A 25,747-nucleotide genomic window follows, 5' to 3' on the forward strand; every position below is an offset into this window, starting at 1 on the left:
GTTATGTAAAAACTATTTTAAATTAGGAGATCTCCATGGGATTGTATGATCGCGATTATGCGCAGGATTCCCGCTTGCCAGGGACCTTCTCTTCCAGAGTATATGGGTGGATGACGGCAGGGCTAGCTGTGACTGCTCTAACATCTCTAGGGTTATACGCAACAGGAGCGTACAGAGCGCTTTTCCCTATGTGGTGGATTTGGTGTTTTGCAACGCTGGGAGTGTCCTTCTATATCCAAGCCCAGATTCAAAAACTTTCTGTCCCTGCTGTAATGGGATTGTTTTTGGCCTACTCTATTCTAGAAGGGATGTTCTTTGGAACATTGGTACCCGTATACGCCGCTCAATTTGGAGGCGGGGTAGTGTGGGCCGCATTTGGGTCTGCTGGTATAATCTTCGGATTGTCAGCAGCGTATGGAGCATTCACTAAGAATGATTTAACACAAATTCATAGAATTTTGATGTTGGCACTTGTGGGGCTGGTAGTGATATCTCTAGCCTTTTTAATAGTGTCTCTCTTCACGCCTATGCCGTTGTTATATCTGTTAATTTGCTACTTAGGTTTGATTATCTTTGTAGGTCTGACAGTAGTGGATGCTCAGTCTATTCGTCGTGTTGCTCGTAGCGTAGGGGATCATGGAGATCTTAGTTATAAGCTTTCTTTGATCATGGCTCTACAGATGTACTGCAATGTAATTATGATATTTTGGTATTTGTTGCAGATTTTTGCCTCTTCTGACAAGAGACGGTAAAGGTCGATCGAAAATAGATTTTCTAGGAAAAAAAAGAGGTATTTAGAGTTCCTAAATACCTCTTTTTTATGGGTGAAGAAGGAGGGGATTTTCAGTTTCAAACATCCAGTAATTTATCTAGAAAACGGTCTATGGCAAAAGGTTCGAAATCATGAATTGTTTCTCCATAGCCTACGAACCGAGTAGGGATTTTGAGTTCATCTGCGATACGGAAGAGAGAGCCTCCTTTGGCAGAACCTTCCACTTTTGTGAAAATAAGTCCATTGATAGGTACGGCTTCATGGAATAGTTGCACCTGACTCAATGTGTTGCTTCCCAGAGTAGCATCGATCGTCATCAGTGTCTCATGCGGAGCTCCAGGAAAAGCTTTGTTGCAAACGGTAGCGATTTTCTGAAGTTCTTTAAGAAGATTCGTGTGTGTGTGTAACCTTCCCGAAGTATCTATGATCACATGATCATAGTCCCTAGCGACTGCTGCAGAAATCCCATCAAAAGCTATCGCAGCAGCATCTCCTCCAGGTTTCCCTGAGATAAACCCACAGTTTAAGGTTTCTGCCCAACAACGCATCTGGTCCATTCCTGCGGAACGGAAAGTATCAGTAGCTACAATTAAAACCTTTTGGTTTTGAGAAAGATAATAGTGAGCCAGTTTCGCAACTGTGGTTGTTTTCCCCGAGCCATTCGTTCCTAGGACAAGAGTAGAAAAAGGACGAACAGAAAGAGGCTCTCGTTGGGGGAGCTTAGAAATAATCTTTGATAAGAAAGAGCGAATAAGCTCTTTCACTGCCCGTTCATCAGGATTTTTACATCGGCGTAATTCTTCGCAAAAAGCTTCTGTCAGCTTAGGGCCAAAATCTCCCTCATACAAGAGAACTTCAGCATATTCTAATAAGTCAGAAGAAAGCGTTTTTTTAAAAAGAGAGCGGAGTTTGTTTCCGAAAAACTTGAACACTGAGTAATCAAAGTTGATTGAAGTAAAAAGAATAATAAAAGATAAGGAGGAAAAATTAAAGGGTTATTTATGCATCTTCATGAGTATCAAGCTAAGGACCTTTTAACTGCTTATCAACTTCCTATTCCCCCCTATCACGTAGCGACCTCCGTACCTGAAGTAGAAACAGCGATTCAAGCCGAACAATGGAAAGCTGGTGTTGTGAAAGCACAGGTTCATGCTGGAGGAAGAGGAAAAAATGGAGGGGTGGTTATTGCGCACTCTCCGGAAGACTTATTAGCAGCAGCTGATAAGCTACTGCATATGCAATTTTCTAGTAATCAGACAGCAGGGTTGTCTCTTCCTATTAATAAAGTATTGATTTCCCCTTTAGTAGAGATTGCTTCGGAGTATTATCTTGCGATCGTCATCGATAGAAAACATCGTTGTCCTGTCATTATGCTATCTAAAGCAGGAGGTGTGGATATCGAGGAAGTCGCAGAAAAGCAGCCGGATCAGCTGCTTAAAATGACACTACCTTCTTCTGGAAAAATTTATGGGTATCAGTTACGCCGTATTGCTAAGTTCATGGAGTGGGATCAACCTATTGCCGATCAAGGGAATCGTATCATTCGCCAGTTATTACAATGTTTTTATGAAAAGGATGCTTCTTTATTAGAGATTAATCCATTGGTGCTTACTAAAGACGGGTCTCTTGTCATTCTAGATGCCAAAATGACGATTGATGACAATGCTCTTTATCGACATCCTCAGCTAGCAGACTGCTATGATCCTTCTCAGGAAAATATTCGTGACGTACTAGCTAAGCAGTTAGGCCTTTCATACATTGCTCTAGATGGAACAATCGGATGTTTAGTCAATGGTGCAGGATTAGCGATGAGCACCTTAGATATTCTGAAGTTATATGGCGGTTCTGCTGCCAATTTCTTAGATGTAGGAGGAAGTGCTTCTGAAAAGCAAATTCAAGAAGCCATCTCTTTAGTCTTATCTGATAAAAGTGTGCGCGTGCTCTTTATCCATATTTTTGGGGGGATTATGGATTGTGCAGTCGTCGCTTCTGGACTTGTTTCTGCTATGCAAGGACAGAAAGAAACGATCCCTACTGTAATTCGGTTAGAAGGGACGAATGTAGATAAAGGAAAGGACATGATTATTAACGCAGGAATTCCTTGTGAGTTCGTTACATCCATGAGCGAGGGGGCTGAACTCGCTGTGCAATTAAGTCGTTAGCTGGGAGAGAAACTGTGTTAGAATTATTAAGCAAGGATTTACCGATTATTACACAGGGTATTACAGGGAAAGCAGGGTCTTTTCACACTACACAATGTGTCGCTTACGGATCTAACTTTGTTGGAGGAGTTACTCCAGGAAAGGGTGGGAGCCAATTTTTAGACTTACCCATTTTTGATTCTGTTTTGGAGGCTAAGCAAGCAACAGGTTGTCGTGCTTCGATGATTTTTGTGCCGCCACCGTTTGCTGCAGAAGCCATTTTCGAAGCTGAAGATGCTGGAATTGAGCTGATAGTCTGTATCACAGAAGGAATTCCAATCAAGGATATGCTTGAAGTAGCTTCTCTTATGGAAAAGAGCGCAAGCTCTTTAATTGGGCCAAACTGTCCTGGAGTGATCAAGCCTGGAGTTTGTAAAATTGGCATCATGCCTGGGTATATCCATCTTCCTGGGAAGGTAGGAGTGGTTTCTAGATCAGGTACACTTACGTATGAGGCTGTTTGGCAACTTACGCAAAGAAAGATCGGACAGAGTGTGTGTATCGGTATCGGAGGGGATCCTTTAAATGGCACATCTTTTATCGATGCTCTCCAAGAGTTTGAAAAGGATAGCCAAACAGAAGCTGTTCTTATGATTGGAGAGATTGGTGGAAGCGCTGAAGAGGAAGCTGCAGATTGGACACGTCAACATAGTAGCAAGCCTGTGATTGCATTTATTGCAGGAGCTACGGCTCCCAAAGGGAAACGTATGGGACATGCAGGAGCTATTATTTCAGGGAAAAGTGGGGATGCTTTTAGCAAACAAGAGGCTTTGAGACAGGCAGGGGTTACCGTTGTAGAATCTCTTGCACTTATTGGAGAGGCGGTTGCATCCGTTCTAAAACCACGTTAGTTTTTTAGATTGGAGAATCATCAGAGTAGTCCCCTTGATTTGCATCATTAGATTTTGTATGCTGCATATCTGCTTGTTATGGTGCATAAAATGAAAAAAAAAGGGGCCTAGACGCCCAGATCGCTTATCAAGGAAAAGATGATGAAAAGATTATTATGTGTGTTGCTATCGACATCAGTTTTCTCTTCGCCAATGCTAGGCTATAGTGCGTCAAAGAAAGATTCTAAGGCTGATATTTGTCTTGCAGTATCCTCAGGAGATCAAGAGGTTTCACAAGAAGATCTGCTCAAAGAAGTATCCCGAGGATTTTCTCGGGTCGCTGCTAAGGCAACGCCTGGAGTTGTATATATAGAAAATTTTCCTAAAACAGGGAACCAGGCTATTGCTTCTCTAGGAAACAAAAGAGGCTTTCAAGAGAACCCTTTTGATTATTTTAATGACGAATTTTTTAATCGATTTTTTGGGTTGCCTTCGCATAGAGAGCAGCGGCGTCCACAGCAGCGTGATGCTGTAAGAGGAACTGGGTTCATTGTTTCTGAAGATGGTTATGTTGTTACTAACCATCATGTAGTCGAGGATGCAGGAAAAATTCATGTTACTCTCTACGATGGACAAAAATACACAGCTAAGATCGTGGGGTTAGATCCAAAAACAGATCTTGCTGTGATCAAAATTCAAGCAGAGAAATTACCATTTTTGACTTTTGGGAATTCTGATCAGCTGCAGATAGGTGACTGGGCTATTGCTATTGGAAATCCTTTTGGACTGCAAGCAACGGTCACTGTCGGGGTCATTAGTGCTAAAGGAAGAAATCAGCTACATATTGTAGATTTCGAAGACTTTATTCAAACAGATGCTGCCATTAATCCTGGGAATTCAGGCGGTCCATTGTTAAACATCAATGGTCAAGTTATCGGGGTTAATACTGCCATTGTCAGTGGTAGCGGGGGATATATTGGAATAGGGTTTGCTATTCCTAGCTTGATGGCTAAACGAGTCATTGATCAATTGATTAGTGATGGGCAGGTAACAAGAGGCTTTTTGGGAGTTACCTTGCAACCGATAGATTCTGAATTGGCTACTTGTTACAAATTGGAAAAAGTGTACGGAGCTTTGGTGACGGATGTTGTTAAAGGTTCTCCAGCAGAAAAAGCAGGGCTGCGCCAAGAAGATGTCATTGTGGCTTACAATGGAAAAGAAGTAGAGTCTTTGAGTGCGTTGCGTAATGCCATTTCCCTAATGATGCCAGGGACTCGTGTTGTTTTAAAAATCGTTCGTGAAGGGAAAACAATCGAGATACCTGTGACGGTTACACAGATCCCAACAGAGGATGGCGTTTCAGCGTTGCAGAAGATGGGAGTCCGTGTTCAGAACATTACTCCAGAAATTTGTAAGAAACTCGGATTGGCAGCAGATACCCGAGGGATTCTGGTAGTTGCTGTGGAGGCAGGCTCGCCTGCAGCTTCTGCAGGCGTCGCTCCTGGACAGCTTATCTTAGCGGTGAATAGGCAGCGAGTCGCTTCCGTTGAAGAGTTAAATCAGGTTTTGAAAAACTCGAAAGGAGAGAATGTTCTCCTTATGGTTTCTCAAGGAGATGTGGTGCGATTCATCGTCTTGAAATCAGACGAGTAGTCCTGGCCTTATATTTTAGGAAGCTAGTCTAGTATGGGGACTCAATCGAGTCCTTTTTTTTAATAAGAGAAGCCTTCAGAAAGAATATTTGTGTGGATATAAGAGCTCTAACCATGTAGGCTGTCTTTCTTATTGTTAGGTAGAAACGAAATAGGGGAGAGCAAACAACTTCTCTATTATAGAAGATTGAGTGGGATATGAAAACTGGGGATACCTATAGAAATTTTGTAGTCAAGTTGAGTCAGGATCTTCCCGAGATCGAGAGCAAGCTAATTGAAGTGGAACATACTCCGACCGGGGCAACGATCATGATGATCGTGAATGATGATGATGAAAATGTGTTCAATATTTCTTTTCGGACTTGCCCGCAAGATTCTAGTGGAGTGGCTCACGTACTCGAGCATATGGCCTTATGTGGGTCTGAGAGTTACCCAATTCGGGATCCTTTTTTCTCAATGACAAGACGTAGTTTAAATACCTTCATGAATGCGTTCACAGGGGCTGATTTCACTTGTTATCCTGCGGCTTCTCAGATACCAGAAGATTTTTATAATCTACTCAGTGTGTATATTGATGCCGTTTTCCATCCGTTGTTAACAGAGAACAGCTTTTTGCAAGAAGCTTGGAGATATGAACGGACAGAGGAAGGAAATCTCTCTTACACTGGGATCGTCTTCAATGAAATGAAAGGGGCTTTGATGTCGGGAGAATCTCGGCTCAGCGAAGCGATGAATGCCGCATTGTTCCCTTCGGTCACTTACGGTGTAAATTCGGGAGGAGATCCTAAAGCAATTGTTTCGCTGAATTTAGAAACGGTCCGCGCTTTTTATGAAAGTCAGTATACGCTCAGTCGTTGTCTTTTTTATTTTTATGGGAATATTAAACCTAGCCGTCATTTAGATTTCTTAGAGGAGAAATTGCTGAGACGTGTAGGGAAGGTAGAGAAGCAAAGTGTAACTCTTCCTCTGCAGAAACGTTTCAAAGAACCTGTACGTGTGATTGAAAGATATCCTTCCGATGGGGCAGATGAAGATAAGGTGCTTTTTGGATTAGCTTGGCTTACTTGTTCAATTTTTGATCAGCAAGATCTTCTTGCTTTACATGTTCTGGATCTAGTTTTAATGGGAACGGATGCAGCTCCTTTGAAATCTCGATTGCTGAAATCTGGATTATGTAAGCAAGTTGATATGAGTATTGACAGCGAACTTCATGAGATCCCTGTATATATCGTTTGTAGGGGATGTTCTCATTCAGGAAGTCAGAAACTGGAAAGTCTAATTTTAGCTAGTTTAGAGGAGATCCTTCAAGAGGGAATTCCGATGCATTTAGTTGAAGGAGCTGTGCATCAGCTAGAATTAGCAAGGAAGGAGATCGCAGGGTATTCTATTCCTTATGGATTATCATTGTTTTTCCGAGCAGGTCTACTAAGACAGCATGGAGGGAAAGCGGAGGATGGGTTAAGAATCCATACTTTGTTTGCTAACTTGCGAGAGAATATCCAAAAGCCAGATTATCTACCACGATTGGTGCGGAAGTATTTCTTAGATAACCCGCATTATGCTCGCGTCATCTTTCTCCCAGATTCTCAGTTGATTGCCCAAGAGAATAAAGAAGAACGTAATGTTCTACACACAATTCAAATGCAAATGAGTGAGGAAGAATTAGAGAGAGTAGAGGCAGTTTCTAAGCGTTTAGAAGCATATCAGTCGCAAGAAGAAGATTTGAATAAAGTGTTACCTCTATTTGCTTTGGACAAAGTTCCTTCCTTAGGGAAAGAGTTTGTGTTAGAGAAAGAAGTATTTGCAGAAGGTGAAGTTCTTCATCATGACTGTTTCACTAATGATATTATTTTTGTGGAACTCGTTTTTGATCTTCCAGCTCTTTCGGCGGAAGAATTGCCATGGTTACGCCTTCTCGTTTTTGTTCTGTTACAGTTGGGAAGTGGGAATCGCTCTTACAAAGAGCACTTGGAATTTCTTTTAGAGCATACTGGTGGAGTGGATGTCCTTTATGAGTTCTCTTCTCAAGCTACAGATACTGATCGACTCTCACCCTCGATCAGTATCCGTGGTAAGGCTTTGATCTCCAAAGCAGAGTATCTGTTCCAAGTCATAAGAGAAACTTTAACAACAGTAGATTTCTCGGATATTGCGAGACTCAAAGAGCTTTTAATGCAGCATGCAGAGTCTCTAACAAATAGCGTGAGAAATAGCCCAATGGGATATGCGGTTAGTTTGGCCTGCTGCAATAAATCTATTGCGGGAGGCTTAGCATATCAGATGGCAGGACTTCCTTATGTCAAGTATATCCGAGAGCTGCTCAGTAATTTTGACTCTCAAGCACAGGAAATTATAGATCGGTTGCAAACGCTTTATAAGAAGTGTTTTGTTGGAAGACGGCAGCTTGTCATCAGTAGTAGTAAAGCTAATTATCAAGTTCTACATGATCAGCGATTTTTTGGTTTATTAGATGAGAGATTAGAGGGTGGAGAGCTCTGGAAAAATCCTGTTCTTGATGTCGTGAAAGATTCTCGAGGCATTGTAATCCCCGCTCGAGGAGCTTACAATGTATTGGCATTTCCTCTAGGCTCACTTGCTTATGATCATCCAGATGCCGCAGTTCTTTCTGTTGCAGCAGAGGTTTTGGGGAATGTCATTTTACATACTAGAATTCGTGAGCAAGGAGGCGCTTACGGCTCTGGCGCTAGTGCAAACCTAGGGCGAGGTGCTTTTTATTGCTATAGCTACCGAGATCCGGAAGTGGCTACTACCTATCAGGTATTGCTCCAAGGAATTCGTGATATGGCTGCGGGAGATTTCTCAGAAGAGGATGTGCATGAAGGAATTCTTGGTGTTATTCAGAATTTAGATGATCCGATTTCTCCAGGAAGTCGTGGATCTGCATCCTACTATCGTTCGCGGAGCGGTAAGGTGCCTTTCGTTCGTCAAGCTTTCCGTCAGGCTGTGTTATCTACAACTAAAGCACAAATTTGTGAGGTTGTACGTAATCGTCTTGAAGGATGCCTTTCCGAAGCCTCATTTGTTTCTTTTGCTGGAGAAGAAATGCTACAGAAAAGCGCTAAAGAGCTTAATGAAGCATTCCAAATAGAGGCTGCATTTTAAATAAAACCAAAAGTTATTGGTTTGAGGAAGGAGGCTTCAGATAAGAAGCCTCTGGGGATAAGCATTCTGCCAGATCGTTTTCGGGACAAGGAACCTTCGGAGAATGAGGTAGGGTGCTTACCTGAGAGAGTGCTTCGATTTTATTGTGGGAAGAAGAGAGCTCTAGTTTGTCAAAAGTTCTGAGGATAGGGAGAACTCTAGCAGAAAGACTAGAAGACATGTCGTTATAGCTATGAACAGCTTGCCCTAAGTGTTTGCCTACCTTATGGAAATGGTCAAACAGTTTATGCATTCTTTGATAGAGGTCTTTTCCTAGTTGTCCAATTTCTCGAATCTGATTTTGTAAATTTTCTTGTTTCCAAACATGTGTGACCGTTTTTAATAAAGCCATTAAAGTCACAGGGCTGGAAAGAATCACATTAGATTGTCCTGCATAGTCCATTAGTTCAGGAGCACAGCGAATAGCATCATTAAATAAACTTTCTCCAGGAAGAAAGAGAATGACAAATTCAGGGGACTGCTCGAACTTATCCCAATAGCTTTTGGTTTTAAGAGTTTTAATATGGTCTTTTATTTTTTTTACTAGGTCAGTAGGATCCGCGTGATTATCCGTAAGGTACTCTTCAGAAAATGGAGTTTTAGCATCAATAACTAGACTGCGATTTTGCGGCAAACGAATGACAATGTCTGCTCGAGAAGAAGACTCACTGGAGTCTACTGTTTGCGTGCTGTAGTCACAGTATTTCAACATGCCGGAAATTTCAAGGATTCTCTCTAGTTGAATTTCACCCCATCTTCCACGAGATCCAGGATGTTTCAAAATATTGGTAAGAGCCTGTGTTTCTCGCTCTAACTTCTGTTCTGCAGTGAGTAATTGAGAGAGTTGTTCTTTGAGAGCTCCACGGTCTTCGGCTTGCTTAGTTTCAAAATTTTCTAAGTCTTGTTTGAAAGCAGATAAGGTATTATGCACCGGAGCAAGAACAGAGGTAATGGCTTGAGTTTTCTCAGAAAAGAATTCTTGAGATTCTGTCTTCATGTCTCTAGCAAACGCCTGGGATACCGAAGTCAGTTTATGAGAGAACTCCTCCATAAGTTGTTCTTGACTTCGGCGAGTATCTAAAGACATTTGTAGAATAGCCTTGCTATGCTCCAGATCACGAATGATTTCGTGTTGTCGGGATAGCTTTTTGGTGAAAATTTTAAAGGAGAAGAGCACTCCCAGCGCTATTCCTAATGAAAAGAATGTAAAGTATAGACACACAGTTTGCGACAGCAAAGAAATAGCGAAGACACCCATATACTAAGAAGAAGATCTTTTATTAATAAAGGAAAAAACAGGAGCAACAACTAGCACGTATAACCAAGAGACAAGGAAAAATACTTGTGTGAAATGGTCCACTAGTCCCGAGAAGAAGAGACAAGCCACTAACCCGATTCCCAGAACTAAAAGCGATGAGGAAACGCGAAAATGGAAGTGTTTTAATCCAGGGAAACGCCAGGTGGAAATCATTAAACAGCCACTGAGTAATAGGCCGAGAGAGACGAGAAGAACCCGAGCTCGTTCAGGAAGGCTGTTCAAGGTATCAGAGGCTAGTAGCACGCCTAAAGAGACTACACATGCTGCAGCGGCAGGAATAGGAAGTCCTGTAAATGTAGTTGCTTTTTCTCCCGTAGCGGCAAAGAGATTATAGCGTACTAAGCGGAGTACTCCACACAGAGAGTAGATGATACAAGTCACCAGGAGGAAAGAGGAACAAAAGGTTCCGCCGTATTCTCCATTCAAGCTTTTAATCGCAATTAAAGGAGGCGCTATGCCAAAAGTGATAGCGTCAGACAAAGAATCGAAGTGAGCACCGAAAGCACTTTCCGCTTTCATAATTCGTGCGACAGCTCCATCCGAAAAATCTGCAATCATAGCGCTAATAAGGAGTAGAGAGAGCCCCTGTAAGCGGTGCATGAGCTCTAGTGAAGAGGAAGTTTTCAACACGCTTTTGAAAATAATAAAGAGTCCGCAGCAAAGACCAAAAGCTGTAATGGCATTAGGGGTCACAACTCGGCGCTTACCACGAAGGTCTATTTCAATTCGATTCATATCTTCCTCAGGAATCGCGGAAATTTATTACAGAAATCAGTGGGGCTTAGTTTATTTTTTTGTTGAGAAGCTTCTTTTTATGGCTTGAATTTGCATTTATGCAAACAAATATACATCTCCTTTGACTTGGAACTTTCTAGTGCCAAAAGGACTAAACAGCGCATATTTTTTACATCTTTCTTTGTGAAGCCTAAGGTTATGTTACACAGAACATGTTTTCGGCACTACACAGAAAACCCACAGATAGTTATGGTTATTGCGTGTTTTCCCTGAGCAAGTGAAATGATAGAGAGGTAAGCTGCTTCTTTTTGCAAGAAAAAAAGCACAAAAAAGCTAGATGTTTTATGTAGGACATCATGCTTAAAAGTTTGCTCTCGAAAAGAAATTTTTCATCGCAGTTTATGCTATTTTTCAATTGCAGGAAACGTTGCTAGCTTCTATATATGGTATACAAGAGCCGAGACGTTCACAATATCTTGGGTTTTTAGGGGCTCGCATACTCAAAGGATAATGCTCTGATTTTTTAAGTATAAGATAAGGGCTCTCTCTACCGTTTTTTTGACGGATAGGGGGACTAGAGGCGTCTTTGCTTCAAAATAGAGAATAATGCGTATTCAATGTTTACAAGGATAGTTATGGTCGATCTACAAGAAAAGCAATGCACAATTGTTAAGCGCAATGGAATGTTTGTTCCTTTCGATCGGAACCGTATTTTTCAGGCTTTAGAAGCAGCTTTTCGAGACACTCGCAGAATTGATGATCATATGCCTTTGCCTGAAGATCTGGAAAGTTCCATACGCTCGATAACGCATCAGGTAGTTAAAGAAGTTGTGCAAAAGATTACAGATGGACAAGTGGTTACTGTAGAGCGTATCCAAGATATGGTTGAAAGCCAACTATATGTGAATGGTTTGCAAGATGTTGCTCGCGATTATATTGTCTATCGCGATGACCGTAAAGCGCATCGGAAAAAATCTTGGCAAAGCCTATCCGTTGTTCGTCGTTGTGGGACTGTTGTACACTTTAATCCTATGAAAATTTCCGCCGCTTTGGAAAAAGCTTTCCGAGCTACCGATAAGACTGAGGGGATGACTCCAAGTTCTGTGCGAGAGGAAATCAATGCTTTGACGCAAAACATTGTCGCGGAAATAGAAGAATGTTGTCCTCAACAGGATAGACGCATTGATATCGAGAAGATTCAAGATATTGTTGAACAGCAACTAATGGTTGTTGGGCATTATGCTGTTGCAAAGAACTATATTCTTTATCGAGAAGCTCGCGCTCGTGTTCGTGATAACAGAGAAGAGGACGGGAGTACAGAAAAGACTATAGCAGAAGAAGCTGTTGAGGTGCTCAGTAAAGACGGTTCTACCTATACAATGACGCATTCGCAGTTGTTGGCTCATTTAGCGCGCGCTTGTAGTCGTTTTCCAGAAACGACAGATGCGGCGCTGCTTACCGATATGGCTTTCGCAAATTTCTATTCCGGTATCAAAGAGTCTGAAGTAGTACTGGCCTGTATTATGGCGGCTCGTGCCAATATTGAAAAGGAGCCTGATTATGCCTTTGTTGCTGCAGAGCTCTTAATTGACGTTGTATATAAGGAAGCGTTAGGGAAATCGAAATATGCTGAGGATTTAGAACAAGCACATCGCGATCATTTCAAACGCTACATCGCAGAAGGGGATACCTATCGTCTGAATGCTGAACTGAAACATCTTTTTGATTTAGACGCGTTAGCCGATGCTATGGATCTATCTCGAGATCTACAGTTTTCTTACATGGGTATTCAAAATCTGTATGATCGTTATTTTAATCACCACGAAGGTTGCCGTTTAGAAACTCCCCAAATTTTTTGGATGCGCGTTGCTATGGGGTTGGCATTGAATGAGCAAGACAAGACTTCTTGGGCTATTACTTTTTATAATTTGCTTTCGACATTCCGATATACACCAGCTACGCCAACCTTGTTCAATTCAGGTATGCGGCATTCTCAGTTAAGCTCTTGCTATCTTTCCACTGTACAAGATAATTTGGTCAATATCTATAAGGTCATTGCTGATAACGCTATGCTATCTAAGTGGGCAGGAGGGATAGGTAATGATTGGACGGCGATTCGTGCAACAGGGGCTTTAATTAAAGGAACCAATGGAAGAAGTCAGGGAGTAATTCCTTTTATTAAGGTGACAAATGATACAGCAGTCGCAGTGAATCAAGGTGGTAAACGCAAGGGAGCTGTATGCGTCTATTTAGAAGTTTGGCACCTCGACTACGAAGATTTCCTTGAATTGAGAAAGAATACAGGGGATGAGCGTCGACGGGCTCATGATGTCAATATAGCTAGCTGGATTCCAGATCTTTTCTTCAAACGTTTACAGCAAAAAGGGACATGGACTCTATTCAGCCCAGATGATGTTCCGGGATTACACGATGCTTATGGGGAAGAATTTGAGCGTTTGTACGAAGAATATGAGCGGAAGGTTGATACCGGAGAGATTCGGTTATTCAAGAAGGTAGAAGCTGAAGATCTGTGGAGAAAAATGCTCAGCATGCTTTTTGAAACGGGACACCCATGGATGACTTTTAAAGATCCATCCAACATCCGTTCGGCTCAAGATCATAAAGGCGTGGTGCGTTGTTCCAATCTGTGTACGGAGATTTTGTTAAACTGCTCGGAGACAGAAACTGCTGTTTGTAATTTAGGATCGATTAACTTAGTTCAACATATCGTAGGGGATGGGTTAGATGAGGAAAAACTCTCTGAGACGATCTCTATAGCAGTCCGTATGTTGGATAACGTGATTGATATTAACTTTTATCCAACAAAGGAAGCTAAAGAGGCGAACTTTGCTCACCGCGCTATTGGATTAGGGGTGATGGGATTCCAAGATGCCTTGTATAAGCTAGATATAAGCTATGCTTCGCAAGAAGCTGTAGAATTTGCTGACTACAGTTCAGAGTTGATTTCTTACTATGCGATTCAAGCTTCTTGTCTGCTCGCTAAAGAACGAGGCACTTACAGCTCTTATAAAGGATCGAAATGGGATAGAGGTTTGCTCCCTATTGATACGATTCAGTTGTTAGCGAACTATCGAGGAGAAGCAAATCTCCAGATGGATACGTCATCAAGAAAAGATTGGGAACCTATCCGTAGTTTGGTTAAAGAGCATGGTATGCGACATTGTCAGCTTATGGCTATAGCTCCGACAGCGACGATCTCCAACATTATAGGAGTAACTCAATCTATTGAGCCAACGTACAAACATTTGTTTGTGAAGTCTAATTTGTCCGGAGAATTCACGATTCCAAATGTGTATTTAATTGAGAAGTTGAAGAAATTAGGTATCTGGGATGCTGATATGTTAGATGACCTGAAATATTTTGATGGGTCTTTATTGGAAATCGAGCGTATACCAGATCACTTAAAACATATTTTCTTGACAGCTTTTGAGATTGAACCAGAATGGATTATCGAATGCGCGTCTCGAAGACAAAAATGGATTGATATGGGGCAATCCCTCAACCTTTATCTTGCCCAGCCAGACGGGAAAAAACTGTCGAATATGTATTTAACGGCTTGGAAAAAAGGTTTGAAAACTACGTATTATCTGAGATCTTCATCAGCAACGACCGTTGAAAAATCTTTTGTAGATATTAATAAGAGAGGAATTCAGCCTCGTTGGATGAAGAATAAGTCTGCTTCGGCAGGAATTATTGTTGAAAGAGCGAAGAAAGCACCTGTCTGTTCTTTGGAAGAAGGGTGTGAAGCATGTCAGTAATTAATCATATAAATTAACAATAAAATTAACGGTTCTTATGCAAGCAGATATTTTAGATGGAAAACAGAAACGCGTTAATCTAAATAGTAAGCGTCTAGTGAACTGCAACCAGGTCGATGTCAACCAACTTGTTCCTATTAAGTACAAATGGGCTTGGGAACATTATTTGAATGGCTGCGCAAATAACTGGCTCCCTACAGAGATCCCCATGGGGAAAGACATCGAATTATGGAAGTCGGATCGTCTTTCTGAAGATGAGCGGCGAGTCATTCTTTTGAATTTAGGTTTTTTCAGCACCGCAGAGAGCTTGGTTGGGAATAATATTGTTCTAGCAATTTTTAAACATGTAACTAATCCGGAAGCGAGACAATATCTTTTAAGACAAGCTTTTGAAGAAGCGGTTCACACGCACACATTTTTGTATATTTGTGAGTCACTCGGATTAGACGAGAAAGAAATTTTCAATGCCTATAACGAGCGTGCTGCGATTAAGGCCAAAGATGATTTCCAGATGGAAATCACTGGCAAGGTATTGGATCCTAATTTTCGCACGGACTCTGTTGAGGGTCTACAGGAGTTTGTTAAAAACTTAGTAGGATACTACATCATTATGGAAGGGATTTTCTTCTATAGTGGGTTTGTGATGATCCTTTCCTTCCACAGACAAAATAAGATGATTGGTATTGGAGAACAATATCAATACATCTTAAGAGATGAGACAATCCACTTGAACTTTGGTATTGATTTGATCAACGGGATAAAAGAAGAGAACCCGGGGATTTGGACTCCAGAGTTACAGCAAGAAATTGTCGAATTAATTAAGCGAGCTGTCGATTTAGAAATTGAGTATGCGCAAGACTGTCTCCCTAGAGGGATTTTGGGATTGAGAGCTTCGATGTTCATCGATTATGTGCAGCATATTGCAGACCGTCGTTTGGAAAGAATCGGATTAAAACCTATTTATCATACGAAAAACCCATTCCCTTGGATGAGCGAAACAATAGACCTTAATAAAGAGAAAAACTTCTTTGAAACAAGGGTTATAGAATATCAACATGCAGCAAGCTTAACTTGGTAGTCCTGATATCAAAATAGGAGAAAGCCTCAACCATAGAGTTGAGGCTTTTTTTTGTCATACGGTAACCTGATAAGAATTTTTAGATTTTCAGGTTAGAAGTAAATGTATTTACCCATGAATTTTTTTTAATTTTCTCATAATATCTTGTAGCCCTTTTATTAAAATGGAAAAGGCTAGTCACCTCTCCTATGACTACTGTTAGAGTGGTGAGGTTTGGGGTTGGAGCAGGTGTAGCCTTTCGCATACGAAGTATTTTCCTGTGAAACCACAAGATTTGAAACTTCCCTATTTTTGGGAAGAACGCTCTCCTCAAATAGCAAACCATGTATTTTATGTACCCAATTACTATTCTCGATACGAAGAGTTTGTAATGCCTACTTGGCAAGAGTTATTTGCTAATAATGGCCCTATTTGTTGTGAGTTATGCTCAGGGAATGGGGATTGGGTAGTGGAACAAGCATTAAAAGATGCTTCCGTTAATTGGATTGCTGTTGAAAAACGTTTTGATCGGGTCCGTAAGATTTGGTCGAAAATGGGTAATTATCGCGTGAATAATCTGCTTATTGTCTGTGGAGAAGCTCAAACCTTTTTTTCCCATTATGTATCAGATGCATCGTTTCAAAAAATTGTAGTCAATTTTCCAGATCCTTGGCCTAAGTTTCGGCATCGGAAACATCGGCTATTTCAAGATCTTTTCGTTCAAGACATGATGCGTACTCTAGTAGTTGGTGGGCAATTAACTCTTGCAACAGACGATTATAACTATCTGGTAAATGCGATTACAGTGATGTTGAAGTACCTTTCTCCAGGTCTAAAAAGCCCTCATTACATCAATGTCAAAGACAATTACGGAGGATCCTGGTTCGAAAATTTATGGAGATCTAAAGGACAGGAGATTTTCTGTACGGAATTCATCAAGAGAGTTGGGATATAGCTGACTTGAACAGCTGACCTTCACGATGTCAACGTGACGCTCTAACCAACTGAGCTAATACCCCATGTGACTCGCATCCTTTATAAATGATGTGGGATCTTTTTTCAAGAGGCTTATGATGTTAACAGGGATAGATATACTTTTTAGTAACATAATCAAGCTGTCTCATTCTATTTTTCGACAGGTGGTTGAGCCAGGAGATACTATTGTTGATGCAACCTGTGGAAATGGTAAAGATGCTTTGTTCTTGGCTCAGTTATTACGAGGGAAAGGTCATTTGGTTGTTTACGATATTCAACAAGAGGCTTTGGATCGAGCAACCGCTAACTTTCAAAGCGGGTTATTAGCTGAGGAACGAGCGATTATTGAGATGAAGCTCTGTTCACATGAATATCTTCAAGAGCAGGGAGCTAAGCTCTTTCATTATAATTTAGGATATTTGCCTAGCGGAGATAAGCAGATTACTACATGTAGCGAGTCCACAGTTACCAGTATCTACAAAGCATTAGAATTAGTCGCTCCTTCAGGAATAGTCAGTGTTGTTTGTTATCCTGGGCATCAAGAAGGAGCCGCAGAGTTATGTTGTGTGGAGCAAGTGGCTGCGGATCTAGATCCAAGTATGTGGGAAGTATGCACCCACTATTCTGTAAATAGAAGGAATGCTCCTAGGTTATTTCTTTTTCGCAGACGACAAGGCTAGAGGCGAAAGGGGATGATACGGACTTCTTTATGTAAGGAAATACCTTGTTTTTTAAGAGTTTTTTGAATGATCTCGATAAGCTCTAGGATGTCTGCGGTACAGGCATTTCCGGTATTAATAATGAAATTGCCATGTTTTTCAGATATCTGCCCGCCTCCTATCTTCAACCCTTTTAATCCAGCTCGATCAATAAGTGCTCCTGCAGACAAGCCTTCAGGATTCCGGAAGATACAGCCTGCGGAAGGGTATTCGTAGGGTTGTTTTAGAATGCGTTCTTCTATTAAAGCTTTAGCTCGTTTAGCAGCCTGAGGATCCTTAGTTAGCTGAAATGTCGCTGAGGCAATAAAAGCTGGTTTTTTTTGAAAAGGGGAAGTCCGATAGGAAAAAAGAAGCTTTTCCCTAGGTATCGAAAGTAAAATTCCTGAATGGTCAATAATTTCTACGTTGATGAGAGAAGAGGCTGTGTTAGCTAGAGTAGTGCCAGCATTCATAAACACAGCTCCACCAACGGTTCCTGGGATTCCTACGGCAAATTCTAATCCCGAAAATCCTTGAGAAGAAAGCCTCTTCCCTAACAGAGCAAAGGAAGATCCTGAAAGGACCTTGATTTGTGTATCCGAGAGGAACTCTTGTCCTTGGATATTATTATACAAGACAAGGCCATCAAATCCTTGATCATCAAAAAGGCAATTGGATCCTTTTCCAATAATAATATAGGGCAAGGGGTGGGTGTGGAGATAGGAAAAGACGGTTAAAGCCTCACTCACAGAGGTTAATTCCTTAAAGTAGCGAGCAGGCCCTCCAATGCGAAAAGTGGAAAAGCGGCTTAATGGAACAGATTCTTGAACAGAAAAAGGGAAAGAGTCGGTCATGGGATATACAATGCAAAAGTTGACTGTTCAAGGGAAGCGACACAAGCCCAAGATATCTTGGACGGAGTCGCTTCCCTTACTCTGTCATTCTAATGTGATAGATGGTAATGCTAAAGATAAAAATATAGGTATTTAACCACACATAGAAGTGGGCTCGAGAGGAGCATCTAAGGCTGGGGCTGGGTGGTCAAAAATAGAACCCAAAACGGCAAGGATAAGAGAACTTCCTTCCGAATAACTAAATTTTTTAATAAGGCGAGTCGTTTCTGCTATTAGAATGGCTACAGGAACAGGACAGCAATCTTGGTTTTGTTGATGCTCAAAGAGCATCATACGAAGAATATTGCGTTCGATAATCGTTAAGCGAGCAAGAGTTGTGGTTCGAATGGTCGCATCGAGCAAAGCATCTAGATCAGGCTGGTTCGCTCGAATTGCTCGACAAAACATCAAGGCATAAGCAGCATTCTTTTTTGAAACAGAAGCTTCGGTCATCAGCAGGCTAACGAGAGAATCCTCTCCTTCTGGATCTATTTCCAGAGCGTATAGCGCCTGTAAAACGAGCTCGCGTAATTTTTGCTTTGGGAAAGGTCGGCTCGCGCGAACAGGGGCACAAGCTTTGTCAGAAGCCATTACTGACATGATCACACCTAAAAAAGAGTACAACGCTATGCACCCTGTAATACGAAGGCTCAGCCTTTCCTCCTTTCTTAGGGCGCCAAAATGGAAGGAAGGCCCCGAGTATATATGAGTCATTATTTTTATGAAAGAGCGGACCTGCTTACCAGGGGCGATCGAGAGTTTTTTTGAAATAAAAAAATGTTTTGTATGAAGGTTCAAAAGGTCTACACATTTCTTCTTATGGAAGAAGGAGTGAAGTTTTAGGCGCAATACTTGATAATAATCCTCATCTATAGGTACCATGTAGCAGTCTAGAGCGGAGGCGTCTAGATTACGTCGCGAATGCGAAAGATTGTTTAGGCCAGAAGGAGAAATCCCTCTTCTTGGAGAAGGGTGGCTTGTGGTTTTTTTTAGGCTCTCCGTCAGCGATTACTAATTTTAGCAGGGTAGATGTGGCTTTAAACCTAAGAATAAATAGGCAGATACGAGCTCCTAGGGTACGTGTAATAGGTTCCGCAGGAGAGCAGCTAGGCATATTGAGTATAAAAGAGGCCCTAGATTTAGCCAAGGAAGCTAATTTAGACCTTGTTGAGGTTGCTTCAAACTCAGAGTCTCCCGTGTGCAAAATCATGGACTATGGGAAGTATCGTTACGACGTAACTAAAAAAGAAAAAGATAGTAAGAAAGCACAGCACCGAGTGCGTATCAAAGAGGTTAAGCTTAAGCCTAATATCGATGATAACGACTTTCTTACGAAAGCGAAGCAAGCTAGAGCCTTTATTGAGAAAGGAAATAAAGTAAAGGTTTCTTGTATGTTTCGGGGGCGAGAGTTGGCTTATCCCGAACACGGGCATAAGGTTATTCAAAGAATGTGTCAGGGCTTAGAGGACATAGGTTTTGTTGAGTCAGAGCCTAAACTGAATGGCCGTTCTTTGATCTGTGTTATTGCTCCGGGAACACTAAAAACTAAGAAAAAATAGGAAAAAGTCCATGCCCAAGATGAAAAGCAATAAGTCCGTTGCGGCGCGTTTCAAATTGACTGGTTCTGGTCAATTAAAAAGAACTCGTCCGGGGAAAAGACACAAATTATCAAAAAGATCTTCGCAACAGAAACGCAACCTGTCTAAACAGCCTTTAGTGGATCAAGGTCAGGTGGGCATGTATAAGCGAATGATGCTCGTTTAAAGATAGAGGGTTTTAGATATGGTAAGAGCAACTGGTTCAGTAGCTTCTAGATCGCGTCGTAAACGCGTTTTAAAACAAGCAAAAGGATTCTGGGGAGATAGAAAGGGACACTTTCGTCAAAGCCGGTCCTCTGTTATGCGGGCTATGGCTTTTAATTACATGCACCGAAAAGATCGTAAAGGTGATTTTCGAAGCCTTTGGATCACTCGTTTGAATGTGGCTTCCAGAATTCATGGATTGTCTTACAGCCGTTTGATCAATGGTCTCAAACAAGCTGGTATTCATTTAAATAGAAAAATGTTGTCTGAGATGGCTATTCATGACCCTCAAGGGTTTGCTGTAGTAGCTACTCAAGCTAAACTCGCTTTGGAAGCAGCTGTTCAGGGATAGAGTTTTATGACAATTCAAGAGGAACTTGAGGCTATTAAACAGCAGTTTAGTTGTGATGTAAGCCTTGCGCATTCTTCTAAAGATCTTTTCGATGTGAAAGTAAAATACCTGGGAAAGAAGGGAATCTTTCGCGGTTTTGCTGATCAGTTGAGGAAGTGTCCTATAGAGCAGAAAGCGACTGTTGGCGCTTCCATTAACGCTTGTAAGCAATACGTGGAGGAAGTTTTACTCGAGAGAGGCAAGGCCGTTTTGGCTAAAGAAGAAGCAGAAGAGTTCCTTAAGGAGAAGATAGATATCAGTTTACCTGGTAGCGAAGAAGCTGCTCTTGGTGGTAAGCATGTTATCAAGAAAGTCCTTGATGATGTTGTAGATATCTTTGTTCGCTTTGGATTTTGTGTTCGGGAAGCTCCTAATATCGAAAGTGAAAAAAACAATTTTTCTCTTCTTAATTTCGAAGGAGATCATCCTGCTCGACAGATGCAGGATACTTTCTATTTGGATCCCACCACGGTCTTGCGTACGCACACGTCGAATGTGCAGTCTCGGGAGTTAGCGAGAAACAAACCTCCTGTTAGAATTGTCGCTCCAGGAGAGTGTTTCCGTAATGAAGACGTTTCTGCGCGTTCGCATGTGATTTTTCACCAAGTAGAGGCTTTCTGTGTAGATAAAGATATTTCTTTTTCAGACTTGACATCGATGTTGGCAGGGTTTTACCATATCTTCTTTGGACGCAAAGTGGAGTTGCGGTTTAGACACAGCTATTTCCCTTTTGTCGAGCCAGGGATCGAGGTAGACATTTCTTGTGAATGTCATGGAGCCGGATGTTCTTTGTGTAAGCATTCTGGTTGGTTGGAAGTTGCTGGAGCAGGAATGATTCATCCGAATGTCTTGCGTAAGGCAAGCATTGATCCAGAAGAGTATTCTGGGTATGCCTTGGGGATGGGTATAGAGCGTCTCGCGATGCTCAAGTACGGTATTTCCGATATTCGATTGTTTAGTGAGAACGATTTGCGGTTTTTACGACAATTTTCTTAAGGAAGAATGGCAGAGCGGTTTAATGCACCTGTCTTGAAAACAGGAGACCTGAAAGGGTCCGGGGGTTCGAATCCCTCTTCTTCCGCATTCCTTTTTACGAGAACCTTTTGGGGTAAGAGTTGAGGCTCTTCCTCTGAAAGGGGTTTTTTTGTTCTTAGTTATTTTGTTATAAGCAAAATAAGCGCTTCTAATTCTTTTTATTTAGTTTTTATAAAATAAAATATTTGAAAGCTAATTTATTTATAAAATAAACTAGAAGACAATCTTGAAATAATAAAAAGACTATTTTTCACTAGCTCTCGGGGGAGGCATGGAAAAGACTCGTAAGTTTGAAAAAGCTTTAGAGAATTTAGAGCAGTTAAAAAAGATTTCTTACGATTATTCCAGTGGGAACGCTGAGGCATCGTCTCATAACAAGGCTCTCTCAGAAATGAAGGAGGCTGTGCATTATATAGATCACTATTTCAAACAAGCAGGAGCTCTCTCTCAAAAAGATGTAGATAAAGTGATTAAAGAGACAGACTTTTTGATTGCTGGAGTGCAGGATGTCTTTTCTTTTCTAGAGGATCATAAAGAAGAGGTGTACCGGTCTCTGTCTCAAGATTATCGTCATCTGAACCACACTTATGATGTAACTCGTGAACATCTGAATAATAAGATGGTAGAGCCAAAAGAAATACTAAATGGCTCTTTAGAGAACTGCCAGGATCAAGAGGAATTTCTTAATAACCTTGTCGAAGTAAAACGGGATCGTTCTTATGAACTATTCTACATGGCAAATGAAGATAATAAGCGGTTTTATACCGATGCTTTAGCGCAAATTATCTATAAGCAAGGGAAGATCCATGAGTCGATGCATGAAAATGATCCCTTAACGAAAACAATTGTGTGGAATAGTGATGAGATCACGAAATTAGCTTCTTCCTTAGTTTACACGAATGATATGCCAATTCGGTTGTTTTATCAAAAAGCTCTTACGAATATGAGTGCCGAATTGACGGTGAATGTACATAACGCATTGATGGCTTTGTTTTTAGCTCGTTATGAAGCTACAGCAGTGAGTCAGCAACCTAGAAAAGAAAATCTCAGTTATTTTAATGACTTTTTGCATTTTCTAAGAAAAGCTACAGCGATTTTGAATGAAAAAGATCTTCTTGATTTACAAGAAAAACATTCGAAATCACTAGTATCCTCATTGAGCGCTAAATTATATGATCACACTATTGATTTTGTAGAAGCTGCTAACTATATTTTCTTAAATATCTCTTCGAAACTTCAGCCAGAAGAAGGGAAAAAGCCTTTATCTGCAGGACAGTATGTTGCTGAAATTTATGATGAGTTACATCGATTGTTCTCTAAATATCCTAATGGGCCATTATTCAAAGCTATAGATAGAATGCTTGACCCATACTTGAAAGAGTTTGATCCTATTTTATTAGGCATTCTCCCATGCCTTGAAGGTAAGCTTATACAAGGAGATAAGGAGATCAAAGTACTTCGTACACCAAGCCCTGTTTCGCAAAGCTCTATCCTTTATGCTAACTGTAATGGAGAGTTCTTACACTTTCTAGATGCGAAAACATGTCAGGGAGACAAGATTTTGGTAATCAATATTCAGAATCGGTTGTCGCGAAAAGATCGTGCGAGAAGTCGCATTATTGAAGAATCTTTGCAAGATTACTCTTCTGTGTATATGAGTGCATTCCCAGAACCAGAAGATTTTTTGTATGGGTTGGAGCAAGTGCATGGAGAATTAGAAACGTTTACGGATTTCTTTTCTCTCGTACAGCAAGAATTTTTCAAACCTAAAGCCCAAGGATACTGTGTTCTTCCAGAAGAAATGAAAGAGCGTATGGGAGTGTTCTTAGAAGGTATTGTTCCTTCTTTGAAGAACGTTTTCTTCTCAAAGAAAAAAATCTTATTCAAAAATGATAAAGTTTTGCTTCTACATTTAATCTATTACTTTGTTGTTTTTAATCTGATTGAGCAATTGGATCCTAATACGTTAGTAATTATGTCCAAAGATGGGTTAGATTATGCATCTGTCTTTGTTTCCGGTTTTGCATTCTTTGAAGATCGAGGAAATTGGGATGAAGACAGTTTGAAGCGAATGGTTGCTAGAATGTTAGCTCCCACATTAGTAGCCAGAGATCGGCTAGTATTTGCTCAACATGTGGAACTATTGAGTAAGTTTTTGAATTGTTTAAGAAAAAATCGCCACAATCTAAAAGACCTGAGAACGCTCTTTTCCTATGATTTAGAGGGGTGGCAATTCTCAGGTATTTAAGCAAGTTTTCGATAAGCATAAAGGGTAATTAAAAGCATAAAGCCTGCAGGAATAAACATCACCTGGAGAGCCGGTAAGACGCTATTGTTAGCGAGAACCATTCCAGCTTTCAGAACAACAAAGAAAATATTAATAGTTCCCAGAGGGACTAGATATGCCCAAGTAATTTTGGGGAGCCGATGAAAACGTAAGCAAAGATGGGCAGACAGGATCACAGCTGCGATACATAATAGTGGCGAGATGAGCATATAGTAAAATAAGGTAAGCAAAGATAGGATCCTTTGAGGCACTGTAGTTAATAGCCCAAATTTCGCTGCATGCCAAGGAATGGCTTGTAAAAATGCAGAGAAACTACAATCTCTTCCTGTTATGAAAATCTTGGAGAAAGGGTTGTCGTAATAGCTGAATTCCAATTCAGGGAATTCTTTCATGTCAAAGAACTGTGTCAAAGACACTTCGTGATTTTCATCTTCGGAAAAATAAGACACTTCAAGCCCGATAGGAAGCGATGGAGTAGTAAATGCAAGTTTTTTGATTGCATAGATCGTTTTAGGCCCTTTAATCCAAAACACGTTATTTAGAGTAGCAGCTCTGCGATTAATGGAAGAAAAAATAAGAACAGTTTGGTCTTTCAGATAGAGTGCAGGGATTTTTTCTTGGGCTTTTTCTAAAGTGCCTTTGTCCATATGCTCTTTAGTTACTGAAATCTTTTCACAAATCGGATGGAGCCATTGGAAATTCGCATACAGAAGAAGAGTAATTAGGGAACTAGATATAACTAGTGGACGAATCAAAGTTTTCAGGGAAAGCCCTGAAGCCTGCAGTAATAGAATTTCTCTTTTGCTCTGCATGGAAAATAGTGTAATTGTCGAAGCAATTGCAACGAGTTGAGGGAGAATGAATTCTGCTTTTAGAGAGATTTGAGAGAGATAGTAAAGCAGAGAAAGCTGCAGAGGAGCTCTGGAAATCGCTGTTTTCCCTTCTCGGAAAGCATGTAGTGAATGATGAATAGAGGCGTAAAATATAACCGCTAGGAAAAATAAAGAAGAGAGCGAAATCCAAAAGCGAGAAAGAAGATAGCGTTTCCAGATAACCATATCTATGCATGCCCCTGATTTTCAGTGTATATTCTCCAAGAAAAAATAAGCCATGAGAGGAGCTGTGGAAAGAGAAACAGCATTACAGCTGAAATTGGATGGATAGTATTTTTCCCTACGATAAGGAAAATGAGATTCAGTATAGGGAATAAGGCATAAATTAGCACGGGCTTACGGAAACGTGGCTTATAAGTTCCTAGGGCTAATCCAGAGAAAGTCATAGTACTACATAATAGGCCGATAGCAATTCTACGGAGTATTTCTGCTAAATGCAAACGAGCATCTTGGATTAACTGTTTCCAAGGCAAATAGTCTGTACGAGTTTTCATATACGATTTCCCAGCGAATAGCGTGGCTGTAATTTTCGGAATAAGGAATTCATCCAGAGTTTCTAGATAGAACTCATTGGGATTAGATGTGCGAGCCTCTGAAAAGAGAGGGATTTTGGAAATGACTAGGACATTTTTCGCCTGAACAGAATCTTTATTCACATCAGGAATAATCGTCTCAATGAAACCAATATTGGATATCTCTTGATTGTGTTTTAAAGCAATAACTACATTGTCAAATTTACTTTTCCCACAGTGATCTATCGCAATGAATATGCGATCGTTTTCTTTTTTCTGCAAGGTTTGTAACAAAAGTGCCGGGGATGTCATAGCGATATTTGCGATTTCTTTCCCTGTTTGAAAGCGGCAAATCGAAGCTAACTCGGAACATGTATAGAAATTGAAGCAACATAATACTCCTGAAGCAATCAAAACAGGGAAGATAATCATTCCTTGAGAAGCTCCAGAAGCTTTTAAAAAGGTAATTTGGTTATTATCGGAGAGTTTACGAAATAAGGTAAAGGCCGAGATAAAGCAAGATGCTGGGAGTATAAAGGGAAGGAGATAGGGAATTTGGTAGGCAGTGACTTTAAAAACTGTCGCATAAGGAACATCTTTAGCAATATAACTGACAATTTCTTGCAGAGAACTGATGATAGAAATGCAGATTAGGCTAAGCGTACAGAAAACTGTGGTTTTTAAATAACGGAAAATAAGAACTTTCCATAGAATAGGCATGGTGATTCCGTAATAGAAAATCAGTTGAACGTTTT

Annotated in this window: 21 protein-coding genes and 2 tRNA genes; 15 read left to right on the plus strand and 8 right to left on the minus strand. The window is 40.8% G+C overall.

Annotation, left to right across the window (positions count from 1 at the left end; all coding sequences use genetic code 11):
* Positions 1-35: 35 nt before the first annotated feature.
* Positions 36-752, plus strand: a complete 717-nt coding sequence (locus CTA_RS04480; RefSeq protein WP_009872956.1) for a Bax inhibitor-1/YccA family protein — start codon at positions 36-38, stop codon at positions 750-752.
* Positions 753-849: 97 nt separating this feature from the next.
* Here CTA_RS04480 and ftsY read toward each other — a convergent pair whose 3' ends face one another.
* On the minus strand, positions 850-1,704 hold the full coding sequence (gene ftsY, locus CTA_RS04485) for a signal recognition particle-docking protein FtsY (protein WP_009872206.1): 855 nt from the start codon (positions 1,702-1,704) through the stop codon (positions 850-852).
* Between the two features lie 69 nt (positions 1,705-1,773).
* On the opposite strand from ftsY, the gene sucC reads away from it, so the two are divergent.
* The 4 genes from sucC (at position 1,774) to CTA_RS04505 (ending at position 8,578) form a co-directional block, all read left to right on the plus strand.
* On the plus strand, positions 1,774-2,934 hold the full coding sequence (sucC, locus tag CTA_RS04490; RefSeq protein ID WP_009872958.1) for an ADP-forming succinate--CoA ligase subunit beta: 1,161 nt from the start codon (positions 1,774-1,776) through the stop codon (positions 2,932-2,934).
* 14 nt (positions 2,935-2,948) lie between these two features.
* The gene (gene sucD / locus CTA_RS04495) at positions 2,949-3,824 is read left to right on the plus strand and encodes a succinate--CoA ligase subunit alpha (RefSeq protein WP_009872208.1); all 876 of its coding nucleotides are present in this window, start codon (positions 2,949-2,951) and stop codon (positions 3,822-3,824) included.
* A gap of 138 nt (positions 3,825-3,962) precedes the next feature.
* A complete protein-coding gene (gene htrA, locus CTA_RS04500; RefSeq protein WP_011324883.1) occupies positions 3,963-5,456 on the plus strand; it encodes a serine protease HtrA in 1,494 nt (497 codons plus the stop codon).
* A 197-nt stretch (positions 5,457-5,653) separates the two neighbouring features.
* Positions 5,654-8,578, plus strand: coding sequence for an insulinase family protein (locus CTA_RS04505; RefSeq protein WP_010725359.1), 2,925 nt, complete (start codon positions 5,654-5,656; stop codon positions 8,576-8,578).
* Positions 8,579-8,591: 13 nt separating this feature from the next.
* Here CTA_RS04505 and CTA_RS04510 read toward each other — a convergent pair whose 3' ends face one another.
* Together CTA_RS04510 and CTA_RS04515 are read right to left on the minus strand one after the other, a co-directional pair.
* Positions 8,592-9,875, minus strand: coding sequence for a DNA recombination protein RmuC (locus CTA_RS04510; RefSeq protein WP_011324884.1), 1,284 nt, complete (start codon positions 9,873-9,875; stop codon positions 8,592-8,594).
* Positions 9,876-9,878: 3 nt separating this feature from the next.
* Complete coding sequence (locus tag CTA_RS04515; RefSeq protein WP_009873438.1) at positions 9,879-10,670, minus strand: CDP-alcohol phosphatidyltransferase family protein; 792 nt, start codon at positions 10,668-10,670, stop codon at positions 9,879-9,881.
* A 635-nt stretch (positions 10,671-11,305) separates the two neighbouring features.
* On the opposite strand from CTA_RS04515, the gene CTA_RS04520 reads away from it, so the two are divergent.
* The 3 genes from CTA_RS04520 (at position 11,306) to CTA_RS04915 (ending at position 16,461) form a co-directional block, all read left to right on the plus strand.
* Positions 11,306-14,449, plus strand: coding sequence for a ribonucleoside-diphosphate reductase subunit alpha (locus CTA_RS04520; RefSeq protein WP_011324885.1), 3,144 nt, complete (start codon positions 11,306-11,308; stop codon positions 14,447-14,449).
* Between the two features lie 37 nt (positions 14,450-14,486).
* A complete protein-coding gene (locus tag CTA_RS04525; RefSeq protein WP_009872963.1) occupies positions 14,487-15,527 on the plus strand; it encodes a ribonucleotide-diphosphate reductase subunit beta in 1,041 nt (346 codons plus the stop codon).
* A gap of 259 nt (positions 15,528-15,786) precedes the next feature.
* Positions 15,787-16,461, plus strand: a complete 675-nt coding sequence (locus CTA_RS04915; RefSeq protein WP_009872215.1) for a tRNA (guanosine(46)-N7)-methyltransferase TrmB — start codon at positions 15,787-15,789, stop codon at positions 16,459-16,461.
* Here the strand turns inward: CTA_RS04915 and CTA_RS04530 are convergent.
* A tRNA-Val gene (locus tag CTA_RS04530) sits at positions 16,452-16,525 on the minus strand. The genes CTA_RS04915 and CTA_RS04530 overlap by 10 nt on opposite strands.
* 51 nt (positions 16,526-16,576) lie before the next feature.
* Between CTA_RS04530 and CTA_RS04535 the strand changes: the two genes are divergently transcribed.
* Positions 16,577-17,161 carry a class I SAM-dependent methyltransferase gene (locus tag CTA_RS04535; RefSeq protein WP_009872216.1) on the plus strand — a complete coding sequence of 195 codons (585 nt, stop codon included), beginning with the start codon at positions 16,577-16,579 and terminating at the stop codon, positions 17,159-17,161.
* Here CTA_RS04535 and murB read toward each other — a convergent pair.
* Together murB and nusB are read right to left on the minus strand one after the other, a co-directional pair.
* Entirely contained in the window at positions 17,158-18,033 is an 876-nt protein-coding gene (murB, locus tag CTA_RS04540; RefSeq protein ID WP_009872217.1) for a UDP-N-acetylmuramate dehydrogenase, read from the minus strand. The two genes, CTA_RS04535 and murB, sit on opposite strands and share 4 nt — an antisense overlap.
* Positions 18,034-18,165: 132 nt before the next feature.
* Positions 18,166-18,672 carry a transcription antitermination factor NusB gene (gene nusB / locus CTA_RS04545; protein ID WP_009872964.1) on the minus strand — a complete coding sequence of 169 codons (507 nt, stop codon included), beginning with the start codon at positions 18,670-18,672 and terminating at the stop codon, positions 18,166-18,168.
* Positions 18,673-19,103: 431 nt separating this feature from the next.
* On the opposite strand from nusB, the gene infC reads away from it, so the two are divergent.
* The 6 genes from infC (at position 19,104) to CTA_RS04575 (ending at position 23,548) form a co-directional block, all read left to right on the plus strand.
* A complete protein-coding gene (gene infC / locus CTA_RS04550; protein ID WP_011324886.1) occupies positions 19,104-19,631 on the plus strand; it encodes a translation initiation factor IF-3 in 528 nt (175 codons plus the stop codon).
* Between the two features lie 10 nt (positions 19,632-19,641).
* Positions 19,642-19,836 (plus strand): 50S ribosomal protein L35, encoded by a 195-nt coding sequence (gene rpmI, locus CTA_RS04555; RefSeq protein ID WP_009872221.1) that lies wholly within the window; start codon positions 19,642-19,644, stop codon positions 19,834-19,836.
* Between the two features lie 18 nt (positions 19,837-19,854).
* Positions 19,855-20,226: a 50S ribosomal protein L20 gene (rplT, locus tag CTA_RS04560; protein WP_009872966.1), complete on the plus strand. Its 372-nt coding sequence runs from the start codon at positions 19,855-19,857 to the stop codon at positions 20,224-20,226.
* A gap of 6 nt (positions 20,227-20,232) precedes the next feature.
* On the plus strand, positions 20,233-21,261 hold the full coding sequence (gene pheS, locus CTA_RS04565) for a phenylalanine--tRNA ligase subunit alpha (protein ID WP_011324887.1): 1,029 nt from the start codon (positions 20,233-20,235) through the stop codon (positions 21,259-21,261).
* A tRNA-Ser gene (locus CTA_RS04570) sits at positions 21,262-21,346 on the plus strand. It begins immediately after the preceding gene.
* A 225-nt stretch (positions 21,347-21,571) separates the two neighbouring features.
* The gene (locus tag CTA_RS04575) at positions 21,572-23,548 is read left to right on the plus strand and encodes a hypothetical protein (RefSeq protein ID WP_011324888.1); all 1,977 of its coding nucleotides are present in this window, start codon (positions 21,572-21,574) and stop codon (positions 23,546-23,548) included.
* On the opposite strand, the gene CTA_RS04580 is transcribed toward CTA_RS04575, so the two are convergent.
* Together CTA_RS04580 and CTA_RS04585 are read right to left on the minus strand one after the other, a co-directional pair.
* Positions 23,545-24,645 (minus strand): LptF/LptG family permease, encoded by a 1,101-nt coding sequence (locus CTA_RS04580; RefSeq protein WP_009872225.1) that lies wholly within the window; start codon positions 24,643-24,645, stop codon positions 23,545-23,547. The two genes, CTA_RS04575 and CTA_RS04580, sit on opposite strands and share 4 nt — an antisense overlap.
* A gap of 2 nt (positions 24,646-24,647) precedes the next feature.
* Positions 24,648-25,712, minus strand: a complete 1,065-nt coding sequence (locus CTA_RS04585) for an LptF/LptG family permease (protein ID WP_009872226.1) — start codon at positions 25,710-25,712, stop codon at positions 24,648-24,650.
* Positions 25,713-25,747: the final 35 nt, after the last annotated feature.

This window comes from Chlamydia trachomatis A/HAR-13, from assembly GCF_000012125.1.
Lineage (GTDB): Bacteria > Chlamydiota > Chlamydiia > Chlamydiales > Chlamydiaceae > Chlamydia > Chlamydia trachomatis.

Bases quoted from the DNA above. Each gene is read 5' to 3' on its own strand.
- CTA_RS04480 (WP_009872956.1), top strand. From the start codon at position 36: ATGGGATTGTATGATCGCGATTATGCGCAGGATTCCCGCTTGCCAGGG.
- sucC (WP_009872958.1), top strand. From the start codon at position 1,774: ATGCATCTTCATGAGTATCAAGCTAAGGACCTTTTAACTGCTTATCAA.
- htrA (WP_011324883.1), top strand. From the start codon at position 3,963: ATGATGAAAAGATTATTATGTGTGTTGCTATCGACATCAGTTTTCTCT.
- CTA_RS04505 (WP_010725359.1), top strand. From the start codon at position 5,654: ATGAAAACTGGGGATACCTATAGAAATTTTGTAGTCAAGTTGAGTCAG.
- CTA_RS04510 (WP_011324884.1), bottom strand. From the start codon at position 9,875: ATGGGTGTCTTCGCTATTTCTTTGCTGTCGCAAACTGTGTGTCTATAC.
- CTA_RS04515 (WP_009873438.1), bottom strand. From the start codon at position 10,670: ATGAATCGAATTGAAATAGACCTTCGTGGTAAGCGCCGAGTTGTGACC.
- CTA_RS04520 (WP_011324885.1), top strand. From the start codon at position 11,306: ATGGTCGATCTACAAGAAAAGCAATGCACAATTGTTAAGCGCAATGGA.
- CTA_RS04525 (WP_009872963.1), top strand. From the start codon at position 14,487: ATGCAAGCAGATATTTTAGATGGAAAACAGAAACGCGTTAATCTAAAT.
- CTA_RS04535 (WP_009872216.1), top strand. From the start codon at position 16,577: ATGATGTTAACAGGGATAGATATACTTTTTAGTAACATAATCAAGCTG.
- murB (WP_009872217.1), bottom strand. From the start codon at position 18,033: ATGACCGACTCTTTCCCTTTTTCTGTTCAAGAATCTGTTCCATTAAGC.
- nusB (WP_009872964.1), bottom strand. From the start codon at position 18,672: ATGTCAGTAATGGCTTCTGACAAAGCTTGTGCCCCTGTTCGCGCGAGC.
- rpmI (WP_009872221.1), top strand. From the start codon at position 19,642: ATGCCCAAGATGAAAAGCAATAAGTCCGTTGCGGCGCGTTTCAAATTG.
- rplT (WP_009872966.1), top strand. From the start codon at position 19,855: ATGGTAAGAGCAACTGGTTCAGTAGCTTCTAGATCGCGTCGTAAACGC.
- pheS (WP_011324887.1), top strand. From the start codon at position 20,233: ATGACAATTCAAGAGGAACTTGAGGCTATTAAACAGCAGTTTAGTTGT.
- CTA_RS04575 (WP_011324888.1), top strand. From the start codon at position 21,572: ATGGAAAAGACTCGTAAGTTTGAAAAAGCTTTAGAGAATTTAGAGCAG.
- CTA_RS04580 (WP_009872225.1), bottom strand. From the start codon at position 24,645: ATGGTTATCTGGAAACGCTATCTTCTTTCTCGCTTTTGGATTTCGCTC.
- CTA_RS04585 (WP_009872226.1), bottom strand. From the start codon at position 25,712: ATGCCTATTCTATGGAAAGTTCTTATTTTCCGTTATTTAAAAACCACA.